The organism is Rhodopseudomonas sp., from assembly GCF_036404135.1.
GTDB lineage: Bacteria > Pseudomonadota > Alphaproteobacteria > Rhizobiales > Xanthobacteraceae > Rhodopseudomonas_A.
In genome coordinates, this window is the sequence record NZ_DASWPE010000067.1 from 1 (window position 1) to 17,869 (window position 17,869).

Below are 17,869 nucleotides of genomic sequence, written 5' to 3' on the forward strand. Positions count from 1 at the left end.
GGTTCGATGGAACGACGGACGAAGGCCCAAGCTGAGGTTCGGGCTTCAAAGCCCTCGGATGACCCGGTCTCTCGTCCGCCACCGCGCGAGACAGCCTACCGCCTCGCCCAGCAGAATTTAAGTTACAAGGATGACGGCGCTCGCTTGCAAATAGCGGCGACCGCAGCGACCTCGCTCACGCCACCTGGATGCGGTCGTGGCCGTGATCGTCGCGGTCGGCCTCGCACACCACCCGGTTGCGGCCGTTGCGCTTGGCGACGTACAGGCAGGCGTCGGCGCGCTCGATCAGCGAGTCGGTGTCGTCGTCGGCCTTAAGCGCCGACACCCCCACCGAGATGGTGACCCGGCCCAAGATTTCGCCGGTGGATTTCTTCTTCAATTCCTTCGAGGTCACGGCCTGCCGGATGTTTTCGGCGACCGCGATCGCCTGCTGCAGGCTGGTGTCGGGCAGCACCACGGCGAATTCCTCGCCGCCGTAACGCGCCATGATATCGCGGCCGTTGATGCTCTGCTTCAGCGCCATGCCGACCAGCCGCAGCACCTGGTCGCCGGTGAGATGGCCGTAGGTGTCGTTGAAGGATTTGAAGTGATCGATGTCGATCATCAACAGCGCCAGCGGCTGGCGGGAGGCCGCGGCGTAGCGCACCGCGTCGTCGACCGCGCGATCGAAATGCTTGCGGTTGCCGAGCCCGGTGAGGGGATCGGTCAGGCTCTCGGCGCGGATCGCCTCGAGATTGTGCTGCAGATTGTTGATCTCCAGCCGCGAGGTCGACAGCCTGGTCTCCAGCGCGTTGTTGGCGCGCTGCATCTCGAAGGTCGAGGCCACCAGCCGTTCCACCACGGTCTTGACCTGGTCGCGATCCTTGGCCAGCGACAGCTTCTGGTTGGCGCCGTTGAGATTGTCGCCGAAGCTCGCGGTCAGCCCGAGCGCGTCGGTGATCAGCGACATCACGTCCTCGATCTCGCTGACGACGCGGGCGCCGATCTTGTCGATGCGGTCGGTGGCGCGGCCGTGCGACAAGTAAGTGTCGTAGATCTGTTCGAGGTCGGACTCGGTCAGCCGGCCGTTGCGGGCCAGCGTCTCGTTGATGATCTTGTTGAGCGGGGCGTTGTGGCCGGTCGCATAGACGTACCAGATCTCGTAGTTGCGCGGCACCGCCTCCTGGCGCAGCGACCTGATCTGCCGCAGCGCGACCTCGGCGAAGGCCAGGGTGCGCTCGTGCTCGTCCTTGGGTGCAACCACTTTTCGCGTCCCTGCTGCGGGCGACGTTGCCCGAAACCTCGACCGCGGCAATAACGCCGTTAGTATCAGGTCAAGCTACGTCGCAGCGGTGAACGCCGGGTAAACGATCCGTACATTCCCCTAAGGGCCGAACCGGGCTAACCGCGGGATCAGCCGCGGGCGCGCACCGGGCGCAGCAGGAAGGCCGGCAGATGCGAGTGATCGGCCGGCTCCAGATCCGGCTCGCGCGACGGCCGCGGTGCGGGAGTACGACCGATCGACGGGGTCTGCGACGGTGGCAACGGCACCGGCGGGACAAACGGCTTGGCGGCGGGCTCTTCGCTGCGTCGCGGCTCGTGGCTGCGCTCGGCACGGTCATTGCGGCTGCGCTCGCGGCGCGGCTTGCGCTCCTCGTGCCCATGGGAGTCCGCGCCACGCTCGTCGCGGCCACGCGACTCGGAAGGTTTCCGCGAGCTACGCGAACGCCTTGCGGGGGCTTCTTCAACCGTGGTTTCAACGAAGTCGCTGACCCCGAGGTCGGCCTTGGGAATGTCCTGGCCGATCAGCTTCTCGATCGCGGCGATCGACTTGGTATCAGCCGGACAAACGATCGAGATCGCGGTGCCGGCGCGGCCGGCGCGGCCGGTGCGGCCGATGCGATGCACGTAGTCGTCGGGATGATGCGGCACGTCGAAATTGATGACGTGGCTGACTTCGGGAATATCGAGGCCGCGGGCGGCGACGTCGGAGGCCACCAGGATCGGCAATTCGCCGTGGCGGAAGGCCTCGAGCGCCGCGGTGCGGGCGGATTGCTCCATGTCGCCGTGCAGCGCGCCGACGCTGAAGCCGTGCTTTTGCAGCGACTTCGCCAGCAGCGCGACTTCGCGCTTCCTGTTGCAGAAGATGATGGCGTTCTGCAGGTCCTTGGCGTCGCGCAACAGCCGGCGCAGCGTCTCGCGCTTCTCATGCGGCTCGCGGCCGGTGGCGACCTGCGACTGCGTCACGGTGACCGCGGTGGAGGCCGGCTTGGAAACCTCGATCCGGATCGGATTATGCAGGAAGGCTTCGGTGATGCGGCGGATTTCGTTGGGCATCGTCGCGGTGAAGAACAGCGTCTGCCGGGTGAACGGCACCAGTTTGCAGATCCGCTCGATGTCGGGAATGAAACCCATGTCCAGCATGCGGTCGGCTTCGTCGATCACCAACAGTTCGACGCCGGTGAGCAGCAGCCCGCCGCGTTCGGTGTGATCGAGCAGCCGGCCCGGGGTGGCGATCAGCACGTCGACGCCGCGGGTCAGCTTGGTGTCCTGGTCGCCGAACGAGACGCCGCCGATCAAGAGCGCGACGTTGAGTTTCTGGCCGGCGCCGTATTTGTCGAACTGCTCCTTGACCTGGGCGGCGAGTTCTCGCGTCGGCTCCAGGATCAGGGTGCGCGGCATCCGGGCGCGGGCGCGACCCTTTTCCAGCAGCGTCAGCATCGGCAGCACGAAGGCCGCGGTCTTGCCGGTGCCGGTCTGGGCGATGCCCAGCACGTCGCGCCGGGCCAGCACGTGGGGAATGGCCTGGTCCTGAATCGGGGTCGGGGCGGTGTAGCCGGTGGCCGCGACGGCGGCGAGCACCTTGTCGGACAGGCCGAGATGGGTAAAAGACATTGAGCCTCTGTTATTGGGCATGATCGGCTCCGAAAACCGGACAACCACTTTTCGGGATCACGCCTCTGGTCGAACCGCCGTTTGATTCTCGGACGTTCACTGTCGCGTCCAACCCCGGAACGGCACGCAAAATTGCACGGGGAATGAGCTACGCTGACAGGCGGCTTACTCGAGTAATCGCGTTTCGATACCGGGCCGCGTCAAGCCGGAACATAGGGGCGAATTGGCCAAAGTCAATCCGCCTTGTGTCCGCACGCCGCGAAAAGCTTAATGTTTCCGGATAAATGCGCCTCATTTAGCGGCAGCCGCGGGTTGCGGCACCGACCCTGAATGGCCTATCTGCAATCTTTCGCTGAACTATTAGGCTGCCCTGGTTGCTCGGGAACAGGCGGCCGGATTAATTTGACAGCAGGGAAATAGGATAAGAATTCTTTCGCATTATTCGTGAGAAGTGGGGCGTCCTCAATCTCTGCTTGTGCACCAATCAGATAATCAGAAAGGACATTTGAACGTTTACCGCCTTGCTCGCGATGCGCTTTGAAGGCTCGCCCCGCTCTAAAAAGGACCTCATCGGAAAATGGGTATCGTTGAATGTTAAAGCGTGCGATGGCCCCTCGCGCTTGCGCAAGATCAGCCATCCCAACTGAAAACTCGGAAAACACCACGTCGCAGATTACCAATGGCCCCTCTTTGGATTGGTATTCTTGCACGACGGTCTTCGCCCATTCATGAAACGCGTCCTCCGGCCGGAGTAGATAAATCAATACATTTGTGTCGACAAACGTGGTCATTCGCCCCTCATAAGTTTCATTAGGTTCTCCGCCGACATACTTGGCGAAATGCCTTGTTCTTTGAGGTCGCGAAGAGCGGTTTCTAGGTTCTGGCGGACAAGATCATCAACGGCAAGTTCGGCGAGATCATCGACATCAAATGTTAGAAAGCCTATGGCCTTTGCGAGCATGGCGCATGCTCTTGGAATCGTCTTCACGATGCGAGGATTGCTCAAGTGTATGGCTGCAACTGGCCTGGGATCGTTGGCAAGCCAATTCTCCAAGTCGGGAAGCTTCACCGCGGTGAGTTCGCGAACAGCCTCTTCATCGAAGCGACCTCTTTCACCACAGGCCTCGTAGAGCTTGACTATGTGTTTAATACACAGGTCTTTTTCGACGCTTCGCCGTCCTGCTATTGAGTTAAACCCGGATGCTACCAAGTATGATTCAAATTTTTCGGGCTTAATCTCAGATCCCTGGGCGTGCCGCGTCTCAATTATTCGGTCCAAGGCCAGAAATAATGCGTCGACCCACCAGCGCTCGACCCTTCTTGACGCATAATTCTGTATTCCCCCAACTCTAAGCATGTAGTTTAGATTTGTAGCGAGTTTCCGTGCTCCCTGCGCGTGATAGCGCGGATCATTGAATACAAACTTTTCTATGTCGTCCGCAGAAACCTGTGAAGCGTTCCAGTTAAACTCACCGCCAATCCGATCTGCCACATAGTGATAGGCCCACATGGCGGGCCTTTCTTGGTAGGGTTTGGCTCCTCTCCAAGAGCCCACCATGCTAAGGATGAATGCGAATAGCCCCAGGCGATCAAAGCGCTCCGAGTGCTCGAAGCTGATAGCTTGGAAAACAAGTTCGTCAACTATAAGGAAGCTGCCGGTCGCCTTGAGTCGATTGAAAAGAAAGAAATTTATAGGGATGTAATCGGGGAGATTGGCGCGCGCCACTCGTTCTCTGAAGACATCACGAGGGACATCAACGAGACTATTGTCGAAGCCGATCCGAATAATCTCGTGTAAGTTTTGGAGGCCTTTTTCAGAACCCCAGCTGAAATTCTTCGTAAAGCTTCCGGGGCGCCATTCTTCAACAGGATCAGCCATCGTCGGTCTCAATCTGAGAAAGGCTCTTGCCTAACCTAGACCAATTACTCAGCTGCAAGCAGCGTCGCGCTGCTGTTGTTCTTATAGGTCGGCCAATCGGGTTGATAGCTATCAGTTGCCTGATTCCCCCAGCTGTCCCATCCTTTACGTGCCCCGCGCGCAAATAACTCAAGATACGGGCCTGAGGAGCAAGCTTCAATAATTGGATAGAGCTCGTCTGGCTTTCGCGAGTGCTCGCGCTTCTGTGTAGCGAGAAGATTTACCTGACGGCGGCCCGGAGCGAGAGTGCGTGCATTTTTCCCCCGCACACCAAAGAGCACCAGTTCGGTAACATTTCGAAAATAAAATCCCACCCCACGGCCGTCCGAACCGCCGTCTTTTCTAACTTTGTGCCAGACCAAATTCGACTTATAGGTGAATCCCCATTCCTTCATTACGTCGAGCCCTTCCGCCAGGAGAGCATTTGGAACCCAGAGATACAGATGCGCGGTATCAGAGGCGGAGCTTGCGATAGGCAGGCCCTTGATCTCTTGGAGAGAGAGAGTTCCGTACCGACTCAGCCGGCGATGTTCCGGCGCCACTTTTCCTGTACTGTTTTTGAAACGCCACGGCGGATCAGCAAGGATGGTAGAAAACTTGCGACCGTGCAACCATGAGGCAAAATCCAAACTTGCTGGCATCGTCGCCTCACCGTTGCATACAGAATCTAGGGTCCGATACCGATAGTACAGATCGTCCACAAGCGGAAGCTAGGATTTTTATCTTCTTTGCTTTCGAACAAGGGTTCAAAACTGCGACTTGAGCAGCGTGCGAGATTTCCATGACCTATTAATTCATTGTCTTTTTCTCAGAGTGTGACGTCTTCGGCAAATAAACCTCGAAGGCGCATCGTACCGCGGAATAACCTAGGCGCCGCTGGCCAGCGTCCGGCTGATCCGGGTCACGACGCCGTCCCAGCGGCGTTTTTCCGCCTCCGGATAGTTGATCAGCACGCAATACATTGCGCTGCGGCCGCGGTTGCAGCGGTTGTACCAGATCCGGCCGTTGCGCATGCTGGAGACCACGAAGAACCGCGGCGTGATCCTGCGGTAGATGATGCCGGGCGGCGGCCGCTCTTGGCGAGAAACGCCGCCGGCGTGTCGCCCGCGGCGTTCGGCACCGACTGCACGGTGAGATCGGCGCGGTGATCGGCGGTGACAAAGTGGCGGCCGGCGCCGGTCTCCACGGCGCCGGCGTCTTCGCTGAAAATCTCGGTCGGGATCTCGACCCTGGTTCCGCTCGACGGCACCTGATAGCGCTGCCAGCCCTGCGCCGCGGCGGGGCCGCCGAGGCCGAACAGGGCGATCGCGATCAACAGATGGCGCCGCATCGGTGATCCTCCAGGCTGCACCGTCAATGCCGATCGCCCCGGCTTCGTTCCGGCTCGCCGGCGCCGATCGCCGCGGGTTTCGCCGCTGCCGGAGGGCGGCAGCGGCGCGGGCGCAGCGATCGTGAGCGGCGGCTCAGAACCGCTCGCCGACCATCTCCTCGCTCTTGGCCCACAGCGCGCGGGCGCGGTCGGCGTCGAGCGCGTAGCGGCGCACGCCTTCGGCGATCGGGTTGATCAGCCCGTCGGTGACCTCGGAGACGTGGCAGTTCTCGCAATAGCGGCCGCCGACCTCATCGGCCTTGGCGACCACGCCGGCCCACACCGAGGTCGCGGCCCCTTGCGGGATGCTCTTGAACTGGAACGGCGGCTTGCCGCCGGCGGCGAGGTCGGCGTTGATCTTTGCCACCATGGCCTCGAGCGTGGCCGCGCCGATGTGGCGGCCGAGTTCGGTCTGGATGCCGCCGGGATGCAGCGCGGTGGCGCGCACGCCGCGCGCCTTGTGGCGGCGGTCGAACTCCACCGCGAACAGGATGTTGGCGGTCTTGGAGCGGCCATAGCCGACGAACGGCTCATAAGCGGTGCGTTCGAAGTTTGGATCGTCGAGATCGACGTCGGCAAAGCGATGCCCGGAGGAGGCGACGTTGACCAGCCGCGCGCCGGGCGTCAGCAGCGCGGCGATGCGGTTGACCAGCACGAAATGGCCCAGGTGGTTGGTGCCGAACTGGGTCTCGAAACCGTCCGCGGTGTGGCCGAACGGCGTCGCCATCACGCCGGCATTGCTGATCACCAGATCGAACGGTTTGCCGGCGGCCAGCAGCGCGTCGGCGCAGGCCCGCACGCTTTTCAGCGAGGCCAGATCCAGTTCGATCAGTTCGAGGCCGCCGCCATGCCGGGCGTCGGCGCGGACCTGCGCGGTCGCGGCCTCTGCCTTGGCGAGATTGCGGGCGGCGCCGACCACCCGCGCGCCACGCGCGGCGAGGCTGCGCGCGGTCTCGACGCCGAGCCCGGCGGAGACGCCGGTGACGAGAATCCGTTTGCCGGAAAGATCGACGCCGGCAAGCACGTCGTCGGTGGTGGAGGTGGCATCGAAAGGGGAAGCCATGATGTGTCCTTGTCCTGTGTCCGACGCGCCCCGCAAACCGGGCTTTGGCCGATCGAGGTTTGGTGTATAAGTGGAGGCCGTCTCCGGTTATATGCGGAGGCATCCTCCGTTTATCAAGAGGCGAGCTGAAATTGGCCCGAGCGGGCAAACCGACCGTCCGGCGCGCACCGCGCAGCGATGCCCTGCGCAACCGCGCCCGGCTGTTGTCGATCGCCAAGACGGCGTTCGCGCAGAATGGGGTGGGGACCAGCCTGGAGGACATCGCCCGGCAGGCCGGGGTCGGCATCGGCACGCTGTACCGGCACTTTCCAACCCGCGACGCGCTGGTCGAAGCGGTGTATCGCGCCGAGACGCAGCGGCTGGCCGATGCCGCGACCGAACTCGCCGCCGGCCATCCGCCGGTCGAGGCGTTGCGGGCGTGGATGCGGATGTTCGTCGATCACATCGCCACCAAGCAGCTGATGGCCGGGCTGTTGGGCTCGATGGTCGGCGGCAGCTCCGAGCTCTATGCGGAATCCGGCGCCAAGATCAAAGCCGCGATCGCCATGCTGGTGGACCGCGCGGTCGCCAGCGGCGACATCCAGTTCGAGCTCGATCCGCTGGATCTGTTGCGCGCGCTGGCCGGGGTCGCCAACATCAGCTCGGCGCCGAACTGGCAGGCCTCTGCCAGGCGGCTGGTCGACATCCTGATCGCCGGGGTGCGGCGGCCCGCGACCGACAAATAGCGCGCGGCGCCGCGCGCTAGCGCCGCGACAGAAAGATCAGCACCGCGCCGCCGAGCGCGGTAGCACCGCCGTAATACATCCATTTCGCCTGGTTGATCATGAAGCTGGTTTCCGGCCAGTGGATCAGACCGGCGCCTTGCCCGGTCCAGATCAGTCCGATCAACAGCGTGAGGATACCGACGATCAGCAGCAGGATGCGCATGGGAGGCTCGCAAATATCGAGGCGAAAGCCGCCGATGAGATCGTAGTGCCGGAGCGGCAAAATGCAAATTGCCATTATCCATTTGCCGTAGTCAGATTCGTAGGGTGGGCAAAGGCGCACTTGCGCCGTGCCCACCAATCTCGCTAGGGTAGCAAGTCGACGCGTGCCCACCTCACCGGCAATGCTCGGACATGCCGCAATATCGCAGAGCCTGGCTCGAAGGCAGCGTATACTTCTTCACGGTCGTACTTGCGGAACGACCGAGCGGCCTGCTGATCGAGCGTAGCGTGCTGCGAAACGCCTATCGTCTGGTGGCAGACCGCCGCCCGTTTGAAACGATCGCGATCTGCGTCCTTCCCGATCATCTCCACGCCATTTGGTCGCTCCCCGCCGGCGACGCCGATTTCGCCACGCGCTGGAGCCTGATCAAGAGCGGCTTCTCGCGCGCAATGGCCGCTTCGCCAACGCGCTCCGCCAGCAAGCTGGCCAAGCGCGAGAAAGGCCTATGGCAGCGGCGTTACTGGGAACACGCCATTCGCAACGAGGCCGACCTCGCACGGCATGTCGACTATATCCATTTCAATCCGGTCAAGCACGGCTACGTGCCGCGTGTCCGGGATTGGCCGCATAGCAGCTTTCATCGCTATGTGGCGCGAGGCCTGCTGCCCGCCGATTGGGGCGGCGACATGCGGAGCAACGAAGGGCCTTTCGGCGAGTAGTTGGTGGGCACGGCGCAAGCGCGCCTTTGCCCACCCTACAAAGGCCGTCTCACACGTCCAGCAGATCGTCGCTGGCGAATTCGGCGTTTTCCGAGATGAAGGCGAAGCGGGCGTCGGCCTTGCTGCCCATCAGCCGCTCCACCGAATCCGCAGTGCCGTCGCGGTCGTCGGCCACCAGCACCACGCGCAACAGCGTGCGCTTGGCCGGGTCCATCGTGGTTTCCTTCAATTGCGCCGGCATCATTTCGCCGAGGCCCTTGAAGCGGCCGACGTCGACCTTGGCGTTGGCGTTGAATTCCTTCTTCAACAGCTCATCCTTGTGGGCGTCGTCACGGGCATACACCGTCTTGCTGCCGTGGGTGAGGCGATACAGCGGCGGCACCGCCAGATAGAGATGGCCTTCGTCGATCAGCTTCGGCATCTGCCGGTAGAAGAAAGTGATCAGCAAGGAGGCGATATGCGCGCCGTCGACGTCGGCGTCGGTCATCACGATGATCCGCGCGTAGCGCAGATCGTCCTCGCGGTAGTTCGCCCCGGTGCCGCAGCCGATCGCCTGCATCAGATCGGAAAGCTGGGCGTTGGCGGTGAGTTTGTCGCGGGTCGCCGAGGCGACGTTGAGGATCTTGCCGCGCAACGGCAGAATGGCCTGGGTCTTGCGGTCGCGCGCCTGCTTGGCGCTGCCGCCGGCCGAATCGCCTTCGACGATGAACAGTTCGGAGCCTTCGGCGGCGGTGTTGGTGCAGTCGGCGAGCTTGCCGGGCAGCCTCAGCTTCTTCACCGCGGTCTTGCGCGAGATTTCCTTTTCGGCGCGACGGCGCAGCCGCTCGTCGGCGCGCTCCAGCACGAATTCCAGGAGCTTGTTGGCCTGCAGTGGATTGCCCGACAGCCAATGGTCGAACGGGTCCTTGATCGCCTGTTCGACGATCTTCTGCGCTTCGGCAGTGGCGAGGCGATCCTTGGTCTGGCCCTGGAATTCCGGCTCGCGCACGAATACGCTCAGCATCACCGCGGCGCCGACCATGACGTCTTCCGAAGTGATCGACGAGGCGCGCTTGCCCTGGCCGGCGCGCTCGGCGTGGTCCTTGAGGCCGCGGAGCAGGGCAGAGCGCATGCCGGCTTCGTGGGTGCCGCCGTCCGGTGTCGGCACGGTGTTGCAATAGGAGGAGAGAAAGCCGTCGGCGTCCGCGGTCCAGGCCACCGCCCATTCGCAGCCGCCATGGGCGCCGACCCGGCCGGAGCGGCCGGAGAAGATGTCGGGATGCACCAACGTATCGCTGTGGATCGCGGCGCCGAGAAAGTCCTTCAGCCCGCCGGGAAAATGGAAGGTGTCTTCCGCCGGCACGCCTTCGAGACCCTTCAATAGTTCCGGATCGCAGTGCCAGCGGATCTCGACGCCGCCGAATAGATAGGCCTTGGAGCGCGCCATCTTGAACAGCCGCTGCGGCTTGAATGCCGCCTTCGCCCCGAAGATCTGCGCGTCCGGCTTGAAGCGGATCTTGGTGCCGCGGCGATTGTTGACCTTGCCGAGGCTTTCCAGTTTGCCCTTCGGCAGGCCGCGCTCGAACGTCATCTTGTAGAGCTGTTGGCCGCGCGCCACCTCGACCTCGAGCAGCGAGGACAGCGCATTGACCACGCTGACGCCGACGCCGTGCAAGCCACCCGAGGTCTCGTAGACCTTGCTGTCGAACTTGCCGCCGGAATGCAGCGTGCACATGATGACTTCGAGCGCGCTCTTTTTCGGGAACTTAGGATGCGGATCGACCGGGATGCCGCGGCCGTTGTCGGTCACGGTGAGGAAGCCGTCGGCGGAAAGCTCCACCTCGATGAAGGAGGCGTGGCCGGCCAGGGCCTCGTCCATGCAATTGTCGATCACCTCGGCGAACAGATGGTGCAGCGCCTTTTCGTCGGTGCCGCCGATATACATGCCGGGCCGGCGCCGCACCGGCTCCAGCCCCTCCAGCACCTCGATGTCGGCGGCGGTATAATCGCCCTCGGCGCTCGGTGCCCGCGCGGCCGGCTTCGGAGCAGCCGCAAGTTTCGCCTGCGGAGCTCCGAAAAGATCCTCTGCCGCCTTCGACTTGGTGTTTGCCTTCAATGCCTTGGCCATGGGTCCTAATGTCTTGCGCGCAAATGGCGGGATGCGAATCGGTGACCCTGACTATGCCACGGAAGGGTTGCAAATGTGACGCCGGGTCTGCGCCAGCCGCCGGGTGCGCGGATGCTGCGCTGCACAATCAGGATTTCGCATCCGGTTTTGTGACTTGATGTGATCGCGGCGCCCGGCGTAGCTGTCCGCGGGCAGGCGTTGCCCGAAGGTTGCAAGTGGGCCGCAGGGATCGCGGCGGCAGGTTGAGGCAGTTGGACTATGGAAGGCGCGGTGCGCGATCTGATCGAGTTCGTGCGCCTGCACCAGGCCTGGGCCGCGCCCATCGTGCTGGCGCTGGCGTTCGGCGAATCGCTGGCGTTCATTTCCCTGCTGATCCCGGCCTGGGGCGCGCTGGTGGCGATCGGCGCGCTGATCGGGCCGAGCGGGTTGTCGTTCTGGCCGATCTGCCTCGCCGGCGCACTCGGCGCCGGGCTCGGCGACTGGCTGTCCTACTGGTTCGGCTATCGCTACAAGGAGCAGGTGGCGCAGATCTGGCCGCTGTCGCTGTATCCTCGACTGCTGCCGCGCGGCGAAGCCTTCGTGCGCAAATGGGGGGTGCCGGGCATCTTCATCGGCCGGTTCTTCGGGCCGTTGCGCGCCTCGGTGCCGCTGGCGGCGGGGATCTTCGAGATGCCGTATTGGTCGTTCCAGATCGCCAATTTCGTCTCCGCGCTGGTGTGGGCTGCGGTGCTTCTGCTGTTCGGCGATGTGATCGCGCTGATCGTGCAATGGCTGTGGCAGGCGCTGTAAGGTCGGCCGCGCGGCGCCGTCGCGGCGTCACGCAAAGGCTGCTAGATTTGTCATCTAGATTTGTCATCGGGATCGACGGCCCGCGGCGTGCGGCGCCTTCGAAAGTGAGGGAGAATTCCGCCATGAAGCTATCACGACGCCATGCCCTGACCGGAGCCGCCGTGCTGGCCGCTGCGCCGTTGCTGTCGCGCGCGCCGGCTTTGGCTGCAGCACCGCCGGTCGAAAAACAGGCCCCGAGTTTCTATCGCTACAAGGTCGGCGATATTCTGGTGACGGTGGTGTCCGACGGCGCCGCGACCATGCCGCTGGCCGACAAATTCGTGCTCAATGCCGACCGCGACGAGGTCAACCAAGCGCTCGACAAGGCGTTCCGGCCCAAGGACAAGATCACCATCTCGTTCGGGCCGTTGCTGCTGAACACCGGCGGCAAGACCGTGCTGGTCGACACCGGCAACGGGGCTGCGGCGTTCGAGAAGAGCAAGGGCGCGATCGGCCAGTTCACCGCCAACAGCGCCGCCGCCGGACTCGATCCCAAAGCCGTCGATACCGTGGTGATCTCGCATTTCCACGGCGACCATGTCGATGGCCTGCTCACCGCCGACAACCAGCCGGCGTTTCCCAACGCCGAGATCCTGGTGCCGGCGGCGGAATGGAAGTTCTTCATGGACGACGGCGAGATGAGCCGGGCGCCGGCGGGCCGGATGCAGGCGGTGTTCGCCGACAACCGCCGGGTGTTCGACGCCTTGAAGCGCAAGGTGACGCCGTATGAGTGGGGCAGGGACGTCGCGCCCGGGCTGCTCGCGGTGGAAACCGTCGGCCATACCCCCGGCCACACCTCGTTCGTGCTGTCGTCCGGCAACGACCGCGTGTTCATCCAGTCCGACGTCACCAACAATCCGGACCTGTTCGTGCGCAATCCGGGCTGGCACGTCACCTTCGATCAGATCCCCGACGTCGCCGAAGCCACCCGCCGCAAGGTCTACGACATGTTGGTGGCCGAGAAACTGCAGGTGCAGGGCTATCACTATCCGTTCCCGGGACTCGGCAATATCGAGAAGGACGGCGCCGGCTATCGCCTGGTGCCGGCACTGTGGAGCCCGACGATCTGAGGGGCGACGGCGGGTTACTCGCTGCCGCTGCCGCCGAGGAAATCCACCAGCTCGCGCAGCAGCGCGTCGCGGCCGCGCCCGGCGCGGTCGAGATGGACGTAGTGCGTCGCCTGCGGCAGCGTCACCACCCGCAATTGCCGGGCATGCACCGCGTCGTGGGCGAACGTCTCGGCGTCCTCGGGCCGGCTCCAGAAATCCAGCTCGGAGCGGATCAGCAGCGTCGGCGCGGTGATGGTCGAGGCGTCGAACAGCCGCCGGCCATTGGCCTGATAGAAGCTGTCCTCGATGGCGCCCTGCGGCGCGCGGAACGCCGGCGGCTGGCGCTGCGCGGCCTCGGGATCGCTGGCCAGCGCGGCGCGGGCATAGGCGTCCTTGATCGCCGGATCGCGCCAGGCCGCCTTGTCCTCGATCGGGATGCTGCGATCCCAGGACGGCCATAGCGACGCCGCCGGATTGAGCGCGTAGCCGCCGATCCTGGGCGACAGCCGGTCGGGCCGCGCCGGATCGGCATTGGCGGAGCCCGGCCCGAATGCCGGATGATTTGCGCTGCCGCCGTACAACGCATTCAGAGTCACCAGATGGGAGACCCGCTCCGGCCACAGCGAGGCGTAATACGCCGCCCACATCCCGCCGGTGGCCCAGCCGAGCAGGGCGACGGCGGCCCCGCCGCTGCGCCGCCGTGCCGCCTCGGCCACCGCGTCGATGTCTCGGACCACCTGGAAGCCCCGCGACAGCGGCCGGCTCTGCTCGGGCGGGCGCTGCATCGCCGCGGCGCGGTCGGAGCCGCCATAGCCGCGGGCGTCGAGAATATACACGGCGCGGCCGAGCCGGCCGGCGAGATCGGCGGCGAGCGAGCCGCCGGGGACGTCGAGATCGAACGAGGCGAGGCCGGCGACCCGGGCGCCATGCACCAGGATCAGCGGCTCGCGATCGCGCAGCGCGGCGGGCCGCAATTCGCGGACCCGAATGCCAACTCCATCGGCGGTGGTGACGCGAAAGTCGCTGCGGGTCAGCTCGCCGGCCTGCGCCGGCAGGGCCGCCAGCAGCATTCGGATGCCGAGCGCCGCGGCGGTGACAACCGTCATCATGGAGGCCATCGGCATCCCCAATGTTGCGTGGATTCCGCCGAAGTCTAGGTCGCGATGATGAAATTCGTAAGTAGCAATCGGCAGGCGATGCACGGTGTATCACCGCAGCGGAGGAATGGATTCGGCGCGGGCGTCCGACGGGTGCCGGGCCGGGACGCTGCACACCGCGCCGCGTCGCGCGAACGGGCGGCTCTGACTGAGGGCGACGCCCGCGATGCAGATCACCGCCCCCGCGACGAGCGGGATGGTCAGCGGTTCGTGCAGAAAGACGACGCCCGCGGCGATCGCGAACACGGTCTGCAGCAGCGCGAAGGGCGCCACGCGCGCCATCGAGCACGTGGCGATCAACCAGAACCACAGGCCGAAGCCGACGATGGCGCCGAACAGCACCGTGTAGCCGAGGGCGAGCCACGCCGCCGGCATCGCCGTGGCGAGCGAGGCAAGCTGTCCGTGCTCCAGCACGGCGGACATTGACAGCACCTGGGGCACGGTGAAGAGCGATATCCACGCCATCAGCTTCAGCGGCTCGAACGGGCCATAACGCTTGGTCAGCACGGTGCCGACGGCAAGCGCGAAGCCGGCGCCGATCACCAGCAGCGTCGGCACCACCGCCACCGGGGCGTTCGGCCCTACCACCGTCAGCGCCACGCCCGAGAAGGCGAGGGCAACACCGCCGCCGACACGGAGCGACGGCCGTTCATGAAGCATCGGCCAGGCGAGCAGGATCGTGAACGGCGTCGACAGCTGGTTGGCGACCGACGCTACGCTGGCGAGCCCGCGCCCCAACCCGACGAAGATCAGCGCGAAGTTCATTCCGCCGATGAAGACCGAGATGGCGATCATCGGCCAAAGCTCGCGCCGGGTCGGCCGGCCGACGAACGGAAGCAATAGCGCCGCCACCACCGCGAAGCGCAGACCGACGAAGAACAGCGGCGGAAAAGCCGCAAGGCCGATCTTGATGACAACGAACTGCAGTCCCCACAGCAGGGGCACCAGAACGGCGCAGGCGACCTGGGTGGGAGTCATCATGCCCTCTTTCGCGACTGTTTGGTCTATAAATACGCACGCCGTGAGATGGTTTGATCGTGCGATGCTTTATTTCATGAGACGGTCGAGCAGCATGTCGGCGGCGGCTTGCGACGCCGCACGATTTGGACTGCTCTTGCCGACCACCCGCAATCCTTCGAACAGGCACAGCAGCATGCGGGCGGCGGTCGCGGGCTCGACGCCGGCGGCCAACTCCCCCGCCGTCTGCGCCCGCGTCAAGGCCGCGGTGAGCCGCGCCTCCATCGCCCTGAAAAACCGCCGGATCCGGCGCTCGACCTCGACGTCATGGGCCGACAGTTCCATCGCGGTCGCCACCACCAGGCAGCCGCGCTTGCCGTTGACGCCGCTGGTTCGCTCGACGTAGCCCGAGATGCAGGCCCGCACGCCCGCCAGCGCCGCTTCGCGCGGATCAAGGTCGGCATCGACACGCGCCAGTGCCTGCTCGATATAGCGGTCGAGCGCGAGCAAGAATAGCCCGTGCTTGTCGCCGAACGCGGCGTAAAGGCTGCCGCGCGACAGCTTCGTCGCCTGCAGCAGATCGGGCAGCGAGGTGCCCTGATAACCCTGGTTCCAGAACACGTCCATGGCGCGTGCCACGGCGACGTCCGGATCGAACTCACGAGGACGGCCACGCGCTGCTAGAGATGCTGGTTGCGCTGTCATCGCTCCTATATAGACCGAACGGTCGTGATATTCAAGGCGGCGGCTGCCGGCGGTTCCACGGCGAAATCGGCTTGACGCATTCCGGGCGAGGCCGTATCACCGCCGCCATGTCGATCCTGTCGAAAGCCGCCGCTACCACCCGCCGCCGCATCTCGCGGCAGGAGCGGTGTTGCGCGTCTTGAACTGACGTCCAGCGATCGACCTTCCTGCCGCCGGAGCTTTCCGCGGCAGGTTTTTTCAAATCTCTCGTGGTCTGGTCCGGCGGCTCCTTCACCCAGGAGCTCCGCCATGTACACGCCACCGAGATTTCAGCCCGATCGCGCCATCATGCTCGGCTTTGCGGCGGCGCGCGGCTTCGGCACCGTCTGCGCTTGGGACGGCGGCAGGCCGGTCGGCGCCGCGGTGCCGTTCGCGATCGAATTTTCCTCCGACGGCACGCCGCTGTTGTCGTTCCACGTGGCAAGGCACAACCCGCTCACCCGGCTTGGCGACGGCCGCACGCCGTGGCTGATGGCGGTGAACGGCGCCGACGCCTATGTCTCAGCCGACTGGTACGCCTCGCCGGAACAGGTGCCGACCTGGCTCTATCAGAGCGTCCATCTGAGCGGGCCGGCGGCGCTGATGTCGGAGGCCGAACTCAGCCGGCATCTTGACGCCGTGAGCGCGGCGTTCGAAAGCACGCTGGCGCCAAAGCCGCCGTGGCGCTTCGCGGACATGGCGGCGGGACGGCGCGAGGCGATGCAGCGGGTGATCGTGGGCGTGATGATGAGGGTGGACCAGGTGGAGGTCAGCTTCAAGCTGAACCAGCACAAATCCGACGCCGATCACCTCGCGGTGACGGCGGCCTTGTCCGGGCGCAGCGATCCCGGCGCGCAGAGCGTGGCGCAACGGCTGCGCGCGATGCGGCCGCAACTTTTTGCAGACACCAACTCGACCACCGACGCGGCGATGGCCGCGGGAGAGAGCAGATGACAAAGAAGAAGATCGGCATCCTCGGCGCCTCCGGCTACACCGGCGCGGAACTGGTGCGGCTGTTGCTGCGCCACCCCAAGGTGGATCTGGTGCTGCTCACCGCCGACCGCCGGGCCGGGCAGGCGATGGGCGACGTGTTCCCGCAATTCGCGCCCTACGAGCTGCCGCAATTGGTGGCGATCGACGGCGTCGATTGGGCGGCGCTTCAGCTCGACCTGGTGTTCTGCGCGCTGCCGCACGCCACCACGCAACTGGTGCTGAAGGATCTTTTGGCCAAGGCGCCGGCGACCAAGGTGGTGGACCTGTCGGCCGACTTCCGGCTCGAGGATGCCGCGGCCTATGCCAAATGGTACGGCCACGAGCACCAGGCGCTGGAGCTGCAAAAGGAGGCGGTGTACGGCCTGGTCGAAGTCTATCGCCGCGATATCAAGAAGGCGCGGCTGGTCGCCAATCCCGGCTGCTACACGAGTTGCGCGCAATTGCCGCTGGTGCCGCTGCTGAAGGCCAAGGCGATCGAGCCCGACGAGATCGTGATCGACGCCAAGTCCGGCATGACCGGCGCCGGCCGCTCGGCCAAGGAGGCGATGCTGTTCTCGGAGGTCTCCGAGGGCTTCAACGCCTATGGCGTCGGCCAGCATCGCCACATGGCGGAGCTCGACCAGGAATTCTCCAAGGCCGCCGGCAAGCCGGTGGTGGTGTCGTTCACGCCGCATCTGCTGCCGATCAACCGCGGCATCCTGTCGACGATCTATGTGCGGGGCCGGCGCGGCAAGACCGCGCAGGAGCTGCATGCGATTCTGGTCGAGACCTATGCCAAGGAGCCGTTCGTGCATGTGCTGCCGTTCGGCCAGACGCCGCACACCAGGCACGTCCGCGGTTCCAACATGACCATGATCGGGGTCGCCGCCGACCGCATCGAGGGCCGCGCCATCATCGTGAGCGTGCTCGACAATCTCACCAAGGGCGCGTCGGGGCAGGCGGTGCAGAACATGAATCTGATGCTGGGATTCGTGGAGTCGACCGGGATCGATCAGCCGGCGATGTTTCCATAAGGCGCGGCTTATCAACGCGTCGTCCCTGCGCACGCACTAAGGCATGCACACATCTTGGGTGCGACGGATTGACTCGGGTGTTGCTGGGGGGATTCCAGAATCGGGAATTCGTGTGATCTGTCTTGCGACACTTCGATTTTGACGGGGGTGTCGCATGCTGGCGCAGATCGAC

General features: G+C 64.5%; 18 protein-coding genes. 6 read left to right on the plus strand and 12 right to left on the minus strand.

The annotated features are described in order from the left end of the window. Positions 1-175 precede the first annotated feature (175 nt). From VGC77_RS07665 to VGC77_RS07695, 7 genes are all read right to left on the minus strand, one after another. The gene (locus VGC77_RS07665; protein ID WP_331170978.1) at positions 176-1,243 is read right to left on the minus strand and encodes a GGDEF domain-containing protein; all 1,068 of its coding nucleotides are present in this window, start codon (positions 1,241-1,243) and stop codon (positions 176-178) included. A 149-nt stretch (positions 1,244-1,392) separates the two neighbouring features. After that, on the minus strand, positions 1,393-2,874 hold the full coding sequence (locus VGC77_RS07670) for a DEAD/DEAH box helicase (protein ID WP_331170979.1): 1,482 nt from the start codon (positions 2,872-2,874) through the stop codon (positions 1,393-1,395). Between the two features lie 335 nt (positions 2,875-3,209). Further along, positions 3,210-3,665 (minus strand): type II toxin-antitoxin system VapC family toxin, encoded by a 456-nt coding sequence (locus tag VGC77_RS07675; protein WP_331170980.1) that lies wholly within the window; start codon positions 3,663-3,665, stop codon positions 3,210-3,212. Further along, positions 3,662-4,753 (minus strand): hypothetical protein, encoded by a 1,092-nt coding sequence (locus VGC77_RS07680; protein WP_331170981.1) that lies wholly within the window; start codon positions 4,751-4,753, stop codon positions 3,662-3,664. The genes VGC77_RS07675 and VGC77_RS07680 overlap by 4 nt, the downstream gene beginning before the upstream one ends. Before the next feature lie 44 nt (positions 4,754-4,797). Further along, positions 4,798-5,433, minus strand: coding sequence for an MT-A70 family methyltransferase (locus VGC77_RS07685; RefSeq protein ID WP_331170982.1), 636 nt, complete (start codon positions 5,431-5,433; stop codon positions 4,798-4,800). A gap of 305 nt (positions 5,434-5,738) precedes the next feature. Then, entirely contained in the window at positions 5,739-6,122 is a 384-nt protein-coding gene (locus VGC77_RS07690) for a hypothetical protein (protein WP_331170983.1), read from the minus strand. A gap of 133 nt (positions 6,123-6,255) precedes the next feature. After that, complete coding sequence (locus VGC77_RS07695) at positions 6,256-7,224, minus strand: SDR family NAD(P)-dependent oxidoreductase (protein WP_331170984.1); 969 nt, start codon at positions 7,222-7,224, stop codon at positions 6,256-6,258. Positions 7,225-7,355: 131 nt separating this feature from the next. Between VGC77_RS07695 and VGC77_RS07700 the strand changes: the two genes are divergently transcribed. Beyond that, positions 7,356-7,949 carry a TetR/AcrR family transcriptional regulator gene (locus VGC77_RS07700; RefSeq protein WP_331170985.1) on the plus strand — a complete coding sequence of 198 codons (594 nt, stop codon included), beginning with the start codon at positions 7,356-7,358 and terminating at the stop codon, positions 7,947-7,949. 16 nt (positions 7,950-7,965) lie between these two features. Here the strand turns inward: VGC77_RS07700 and VGC77_RS07705 are convergent, their stop codons facing one another. Then, on the minus strand, positions 7,966-8,151 hold the full coding sequence (locus VGC77_RS07705; RefSeq protein WP_331170986.1) for a hypothetical protein: 186 nt from the start codon (positions 8,149-8,151) through the stop codon (positions 7,966-7,968). A gap of 191 nt (positions 8,152-8,342) precedes the next feature. Between VGC77_RS07705 and VGC77_RS07710 the strand changes: the two genes are divergently transcribed. Further along, complete coding sequence (locus VGC77_RS07710) at positions 8,343-8,870, plus strand: REP-associated tyrosine transposase (RefSeq protein WP_331170987.1); 528 nt, start codon at positions 8,343-8,345, stop codon at positions 8,868-8,870. A 49-nt stretch (positions 8,871-8,919) separates the two neighbouring features. On the opposite strand, the gene parE is transcribed toward VGC77_RS07710, so the two are convergent. Next, positions 8,920-10,977 carry a DNA topoisomerase IV subunit B gene (gene parE / locus VGC77_RS07715; protein ID WP_331170988.1) on the minus strand — a complete coding sequence of 686 codons (2,058 nt, stop codon included), beginning with the start codon at positions 10,975-10,977 and terminating at the stop codon, positions 8,920-8,922. 258 nt (positions 10,978-11,235) lie between these two features. On the opposite strand from parE, the gene VGC77_RS07720 reads away from it, so the two are divergent. Next, positions 11,236-11,766: a DedA family protein gene (locus VGC77_RS07720; RefSeq protein ID WP_331170989.1), complete on the plus strand. Its 531-nt coding sequence runs from the start codon at positions 11,236-11,238 to the stop codon at positions 11,764-11,766. Between the two features lie 122 nt (positions 11,767-11,888). Continuing rightward, complete coding sequence (locus tag VGC77_RS07725) at positions 11,889-12,875, plus strand: MBL fold metallo-hydrolase (RefSeq protein WP_331170990.1); 987 nt, start codon at positions 11,889-11,891, stop codon at positions 12,873-12,875. A 14-nt stretch (positions 12,876-12,889) separates the two neighbouring features. Here the strand turns inward: VGC77_RS07725 and VGC77_RS07730 are convergent, their stop codons facing one another. The 3 genes from VGC77_RS07730 to VGC77_RS07740 form a co-directional block, all read right to left on the minus strand. Then, positions 12,890-13,963, minus strand: coding sequence for an alpha/beta fold hydrolase (locus VGC77_RS07730; protein WP_331170991.1), 1,074 nt, complete (start codon positions 13,961-13,963; stop codon positions 12,890-12,892). 99 nt (positions 13,964-14,062) lie between these two features. Then, a complete protein-coding gene (locus VGC77_RS07735; RefSeq protein WP_331170992.1) occupies positions 14,063-14,989 on the minus strand; it encodes a DMT family transporter in 927 nt (308 codons plus the stop codon). A 69-nt stretch (positions 14,990-15,058) separates the two neighbouring features. Then, positions 15,059-15,607, minus strand: coding sequence for a TetR/AcrR family transcriptional regulator (locus VGC77_RS07740; protein ID WP_331170993.1), 549 nt, complete (start codon positions 15,605-15,607; stop codon positions 15,059-15,061). Between the two features lie 354 nt (positions 15,608-15,961). Here VGC77_RS07740 and VGC77_RS07745 point away from each other — a divergent pair, with 354 nt between their 5' ends. Both VGC77_RS07745 and argC read left to right on the plus strand, forming a co-directional pair. Beyond that, positions 15,962-16,645 (plus strand): FMN-binding negative transcriptional regulator, encoded by a 684-nt coding sequence (locus VGC77_RS07745; RefSeq protein ID WP_331170994.1) that lies wholly within the window; start codon positions 15,962-15,964, stop codon positions 16,643-16,645. After that, complete coding sequence (gene argC, locus VGC77_RS07750) at positions 16,642-17,697, plus strand: N-acetyl-gamma-glutamyl-phosphate reductase (RefSeq protein WP_331170995.1); 1,056 nt, start codon at positions 16,642-16,644, stop codon at positions 17,695-17,697. Before VGC77_RS07745 ends, argC begins: the two co-directional genes overlap by 4 nt. The last annotated feature ends 172 nt before the right edge of the window (positions 17,698-17,869 follow it).

Excerpts from the sequence above, each read along its gene's own strand:
- argC (WP_331170995.1), top strand. The coding sequence starts at position 16,642 with ATGACAAAGAAGAAGATCGGCATCCTCGGCGCCTCCGGCTACACCGGC.
- VGC77_RS07710 (WP_331170987.1), top strand. The coding sequence starts at position 8,343 with ATGCCGCAATATCGCAGAGCCTGGCTCGAAGGCAGCGTATACTTCTTC.
- VGC77_RS07670 (WP_331170979.1), bottom strand. The coding sequence starts at position 2,874 with ATGTCTTTTACCCATCTCGGCCTGTCCGACAAGGTGCTCGCCGCCGTC.
- VGC77_RS07680 (WP_331170981.1), bottom strand. The coding sequence starts at position 4,753 with ATGGCTGATCCTGTTGAAGAATGGCGCCCCGGAAGCTTTACGAAGAAT.
- VGC77_RS07745 (WP_331170994.1), top strand. The coding sequence starts at position 15,962 with ATGTACACGCCACCGAGATTTCAGCCCGATCGCGCCATCATGCTCGGC.
- VGC77_RS07725 (WP_331170990.1), top strand. The coding sequence starts at position 11,889 with ATGAAGCTATCACGACGCCATGCCCTGACCGGAGCCGCCGTGCTGGCC.
- parE (WP_331170988.1), bottom strand. The coding sequence starts at position 10,977 with ATGGCCAAGGCATTGAAGGCAAACACCAAGTCGAAGGCGGCAGAGGAT.
- VGC77_RS07675 (WP_331170980.1), bottom strand. The coding sequence starts at position 3,665 with ATGACCACGTTTGTCGACACAAATGTATTGATTTATCTACTCCGGCCG.
- VGC77_RS07695 (WP_331170984.1), bottom strand. The coding sequence starts at position 7,224 with ATGGCTTCCCCTTTCGATGCCACCTCCACCACCGACGACGTGCTTGCC.
- VGC77_RS07705 (WP_331170986.1), bottom strand. The coding sequence starts at position 8,151 with ATGCGCATCCTGCTGCTGATCGTCGGTATCCTCACGCTGTTGATCGGA.
- VGC77_RS07720 (WP_331170989.1), top strand. The coding sequence starts at position 11,236 with ATGGAAGGCGCGGTGCGCGATCTGATCGAGTTCGTGCGCCTGCACCAG.
- VGC77_RS07730 (WP_331170991.1), bottom strand. The coding sequence starts at position 13,963 with ATGATGACGGTTGTCACCGCCGCGGCGCTCGGCATCCGAATGCTGCTG.
- VGC77_RS07685 (WP_331170982.1), bottom strand. The coding sequence starts at position 5,433 with ATGCCAGCAAGTTTGGATTTTGCCTCATGGTTGCACGGTCGCAAGTTT.
- VGC77_RS07735 (WP_331170992.1), bottom strand. The coding sequence starts at position 14,989 with ATGACTCCCACCCAGGTCGCCTGCGCCGTTCTGGTGCCCCTGCTGTGG.
- VGC77_RS07690 (WP_331170983.1), bottom strand. The coding sequence starts at position 6,122 with ATGCGGCGCCATCTGTTGATCGCGATCGCCCTGTTCGGCCTCGGCGGC.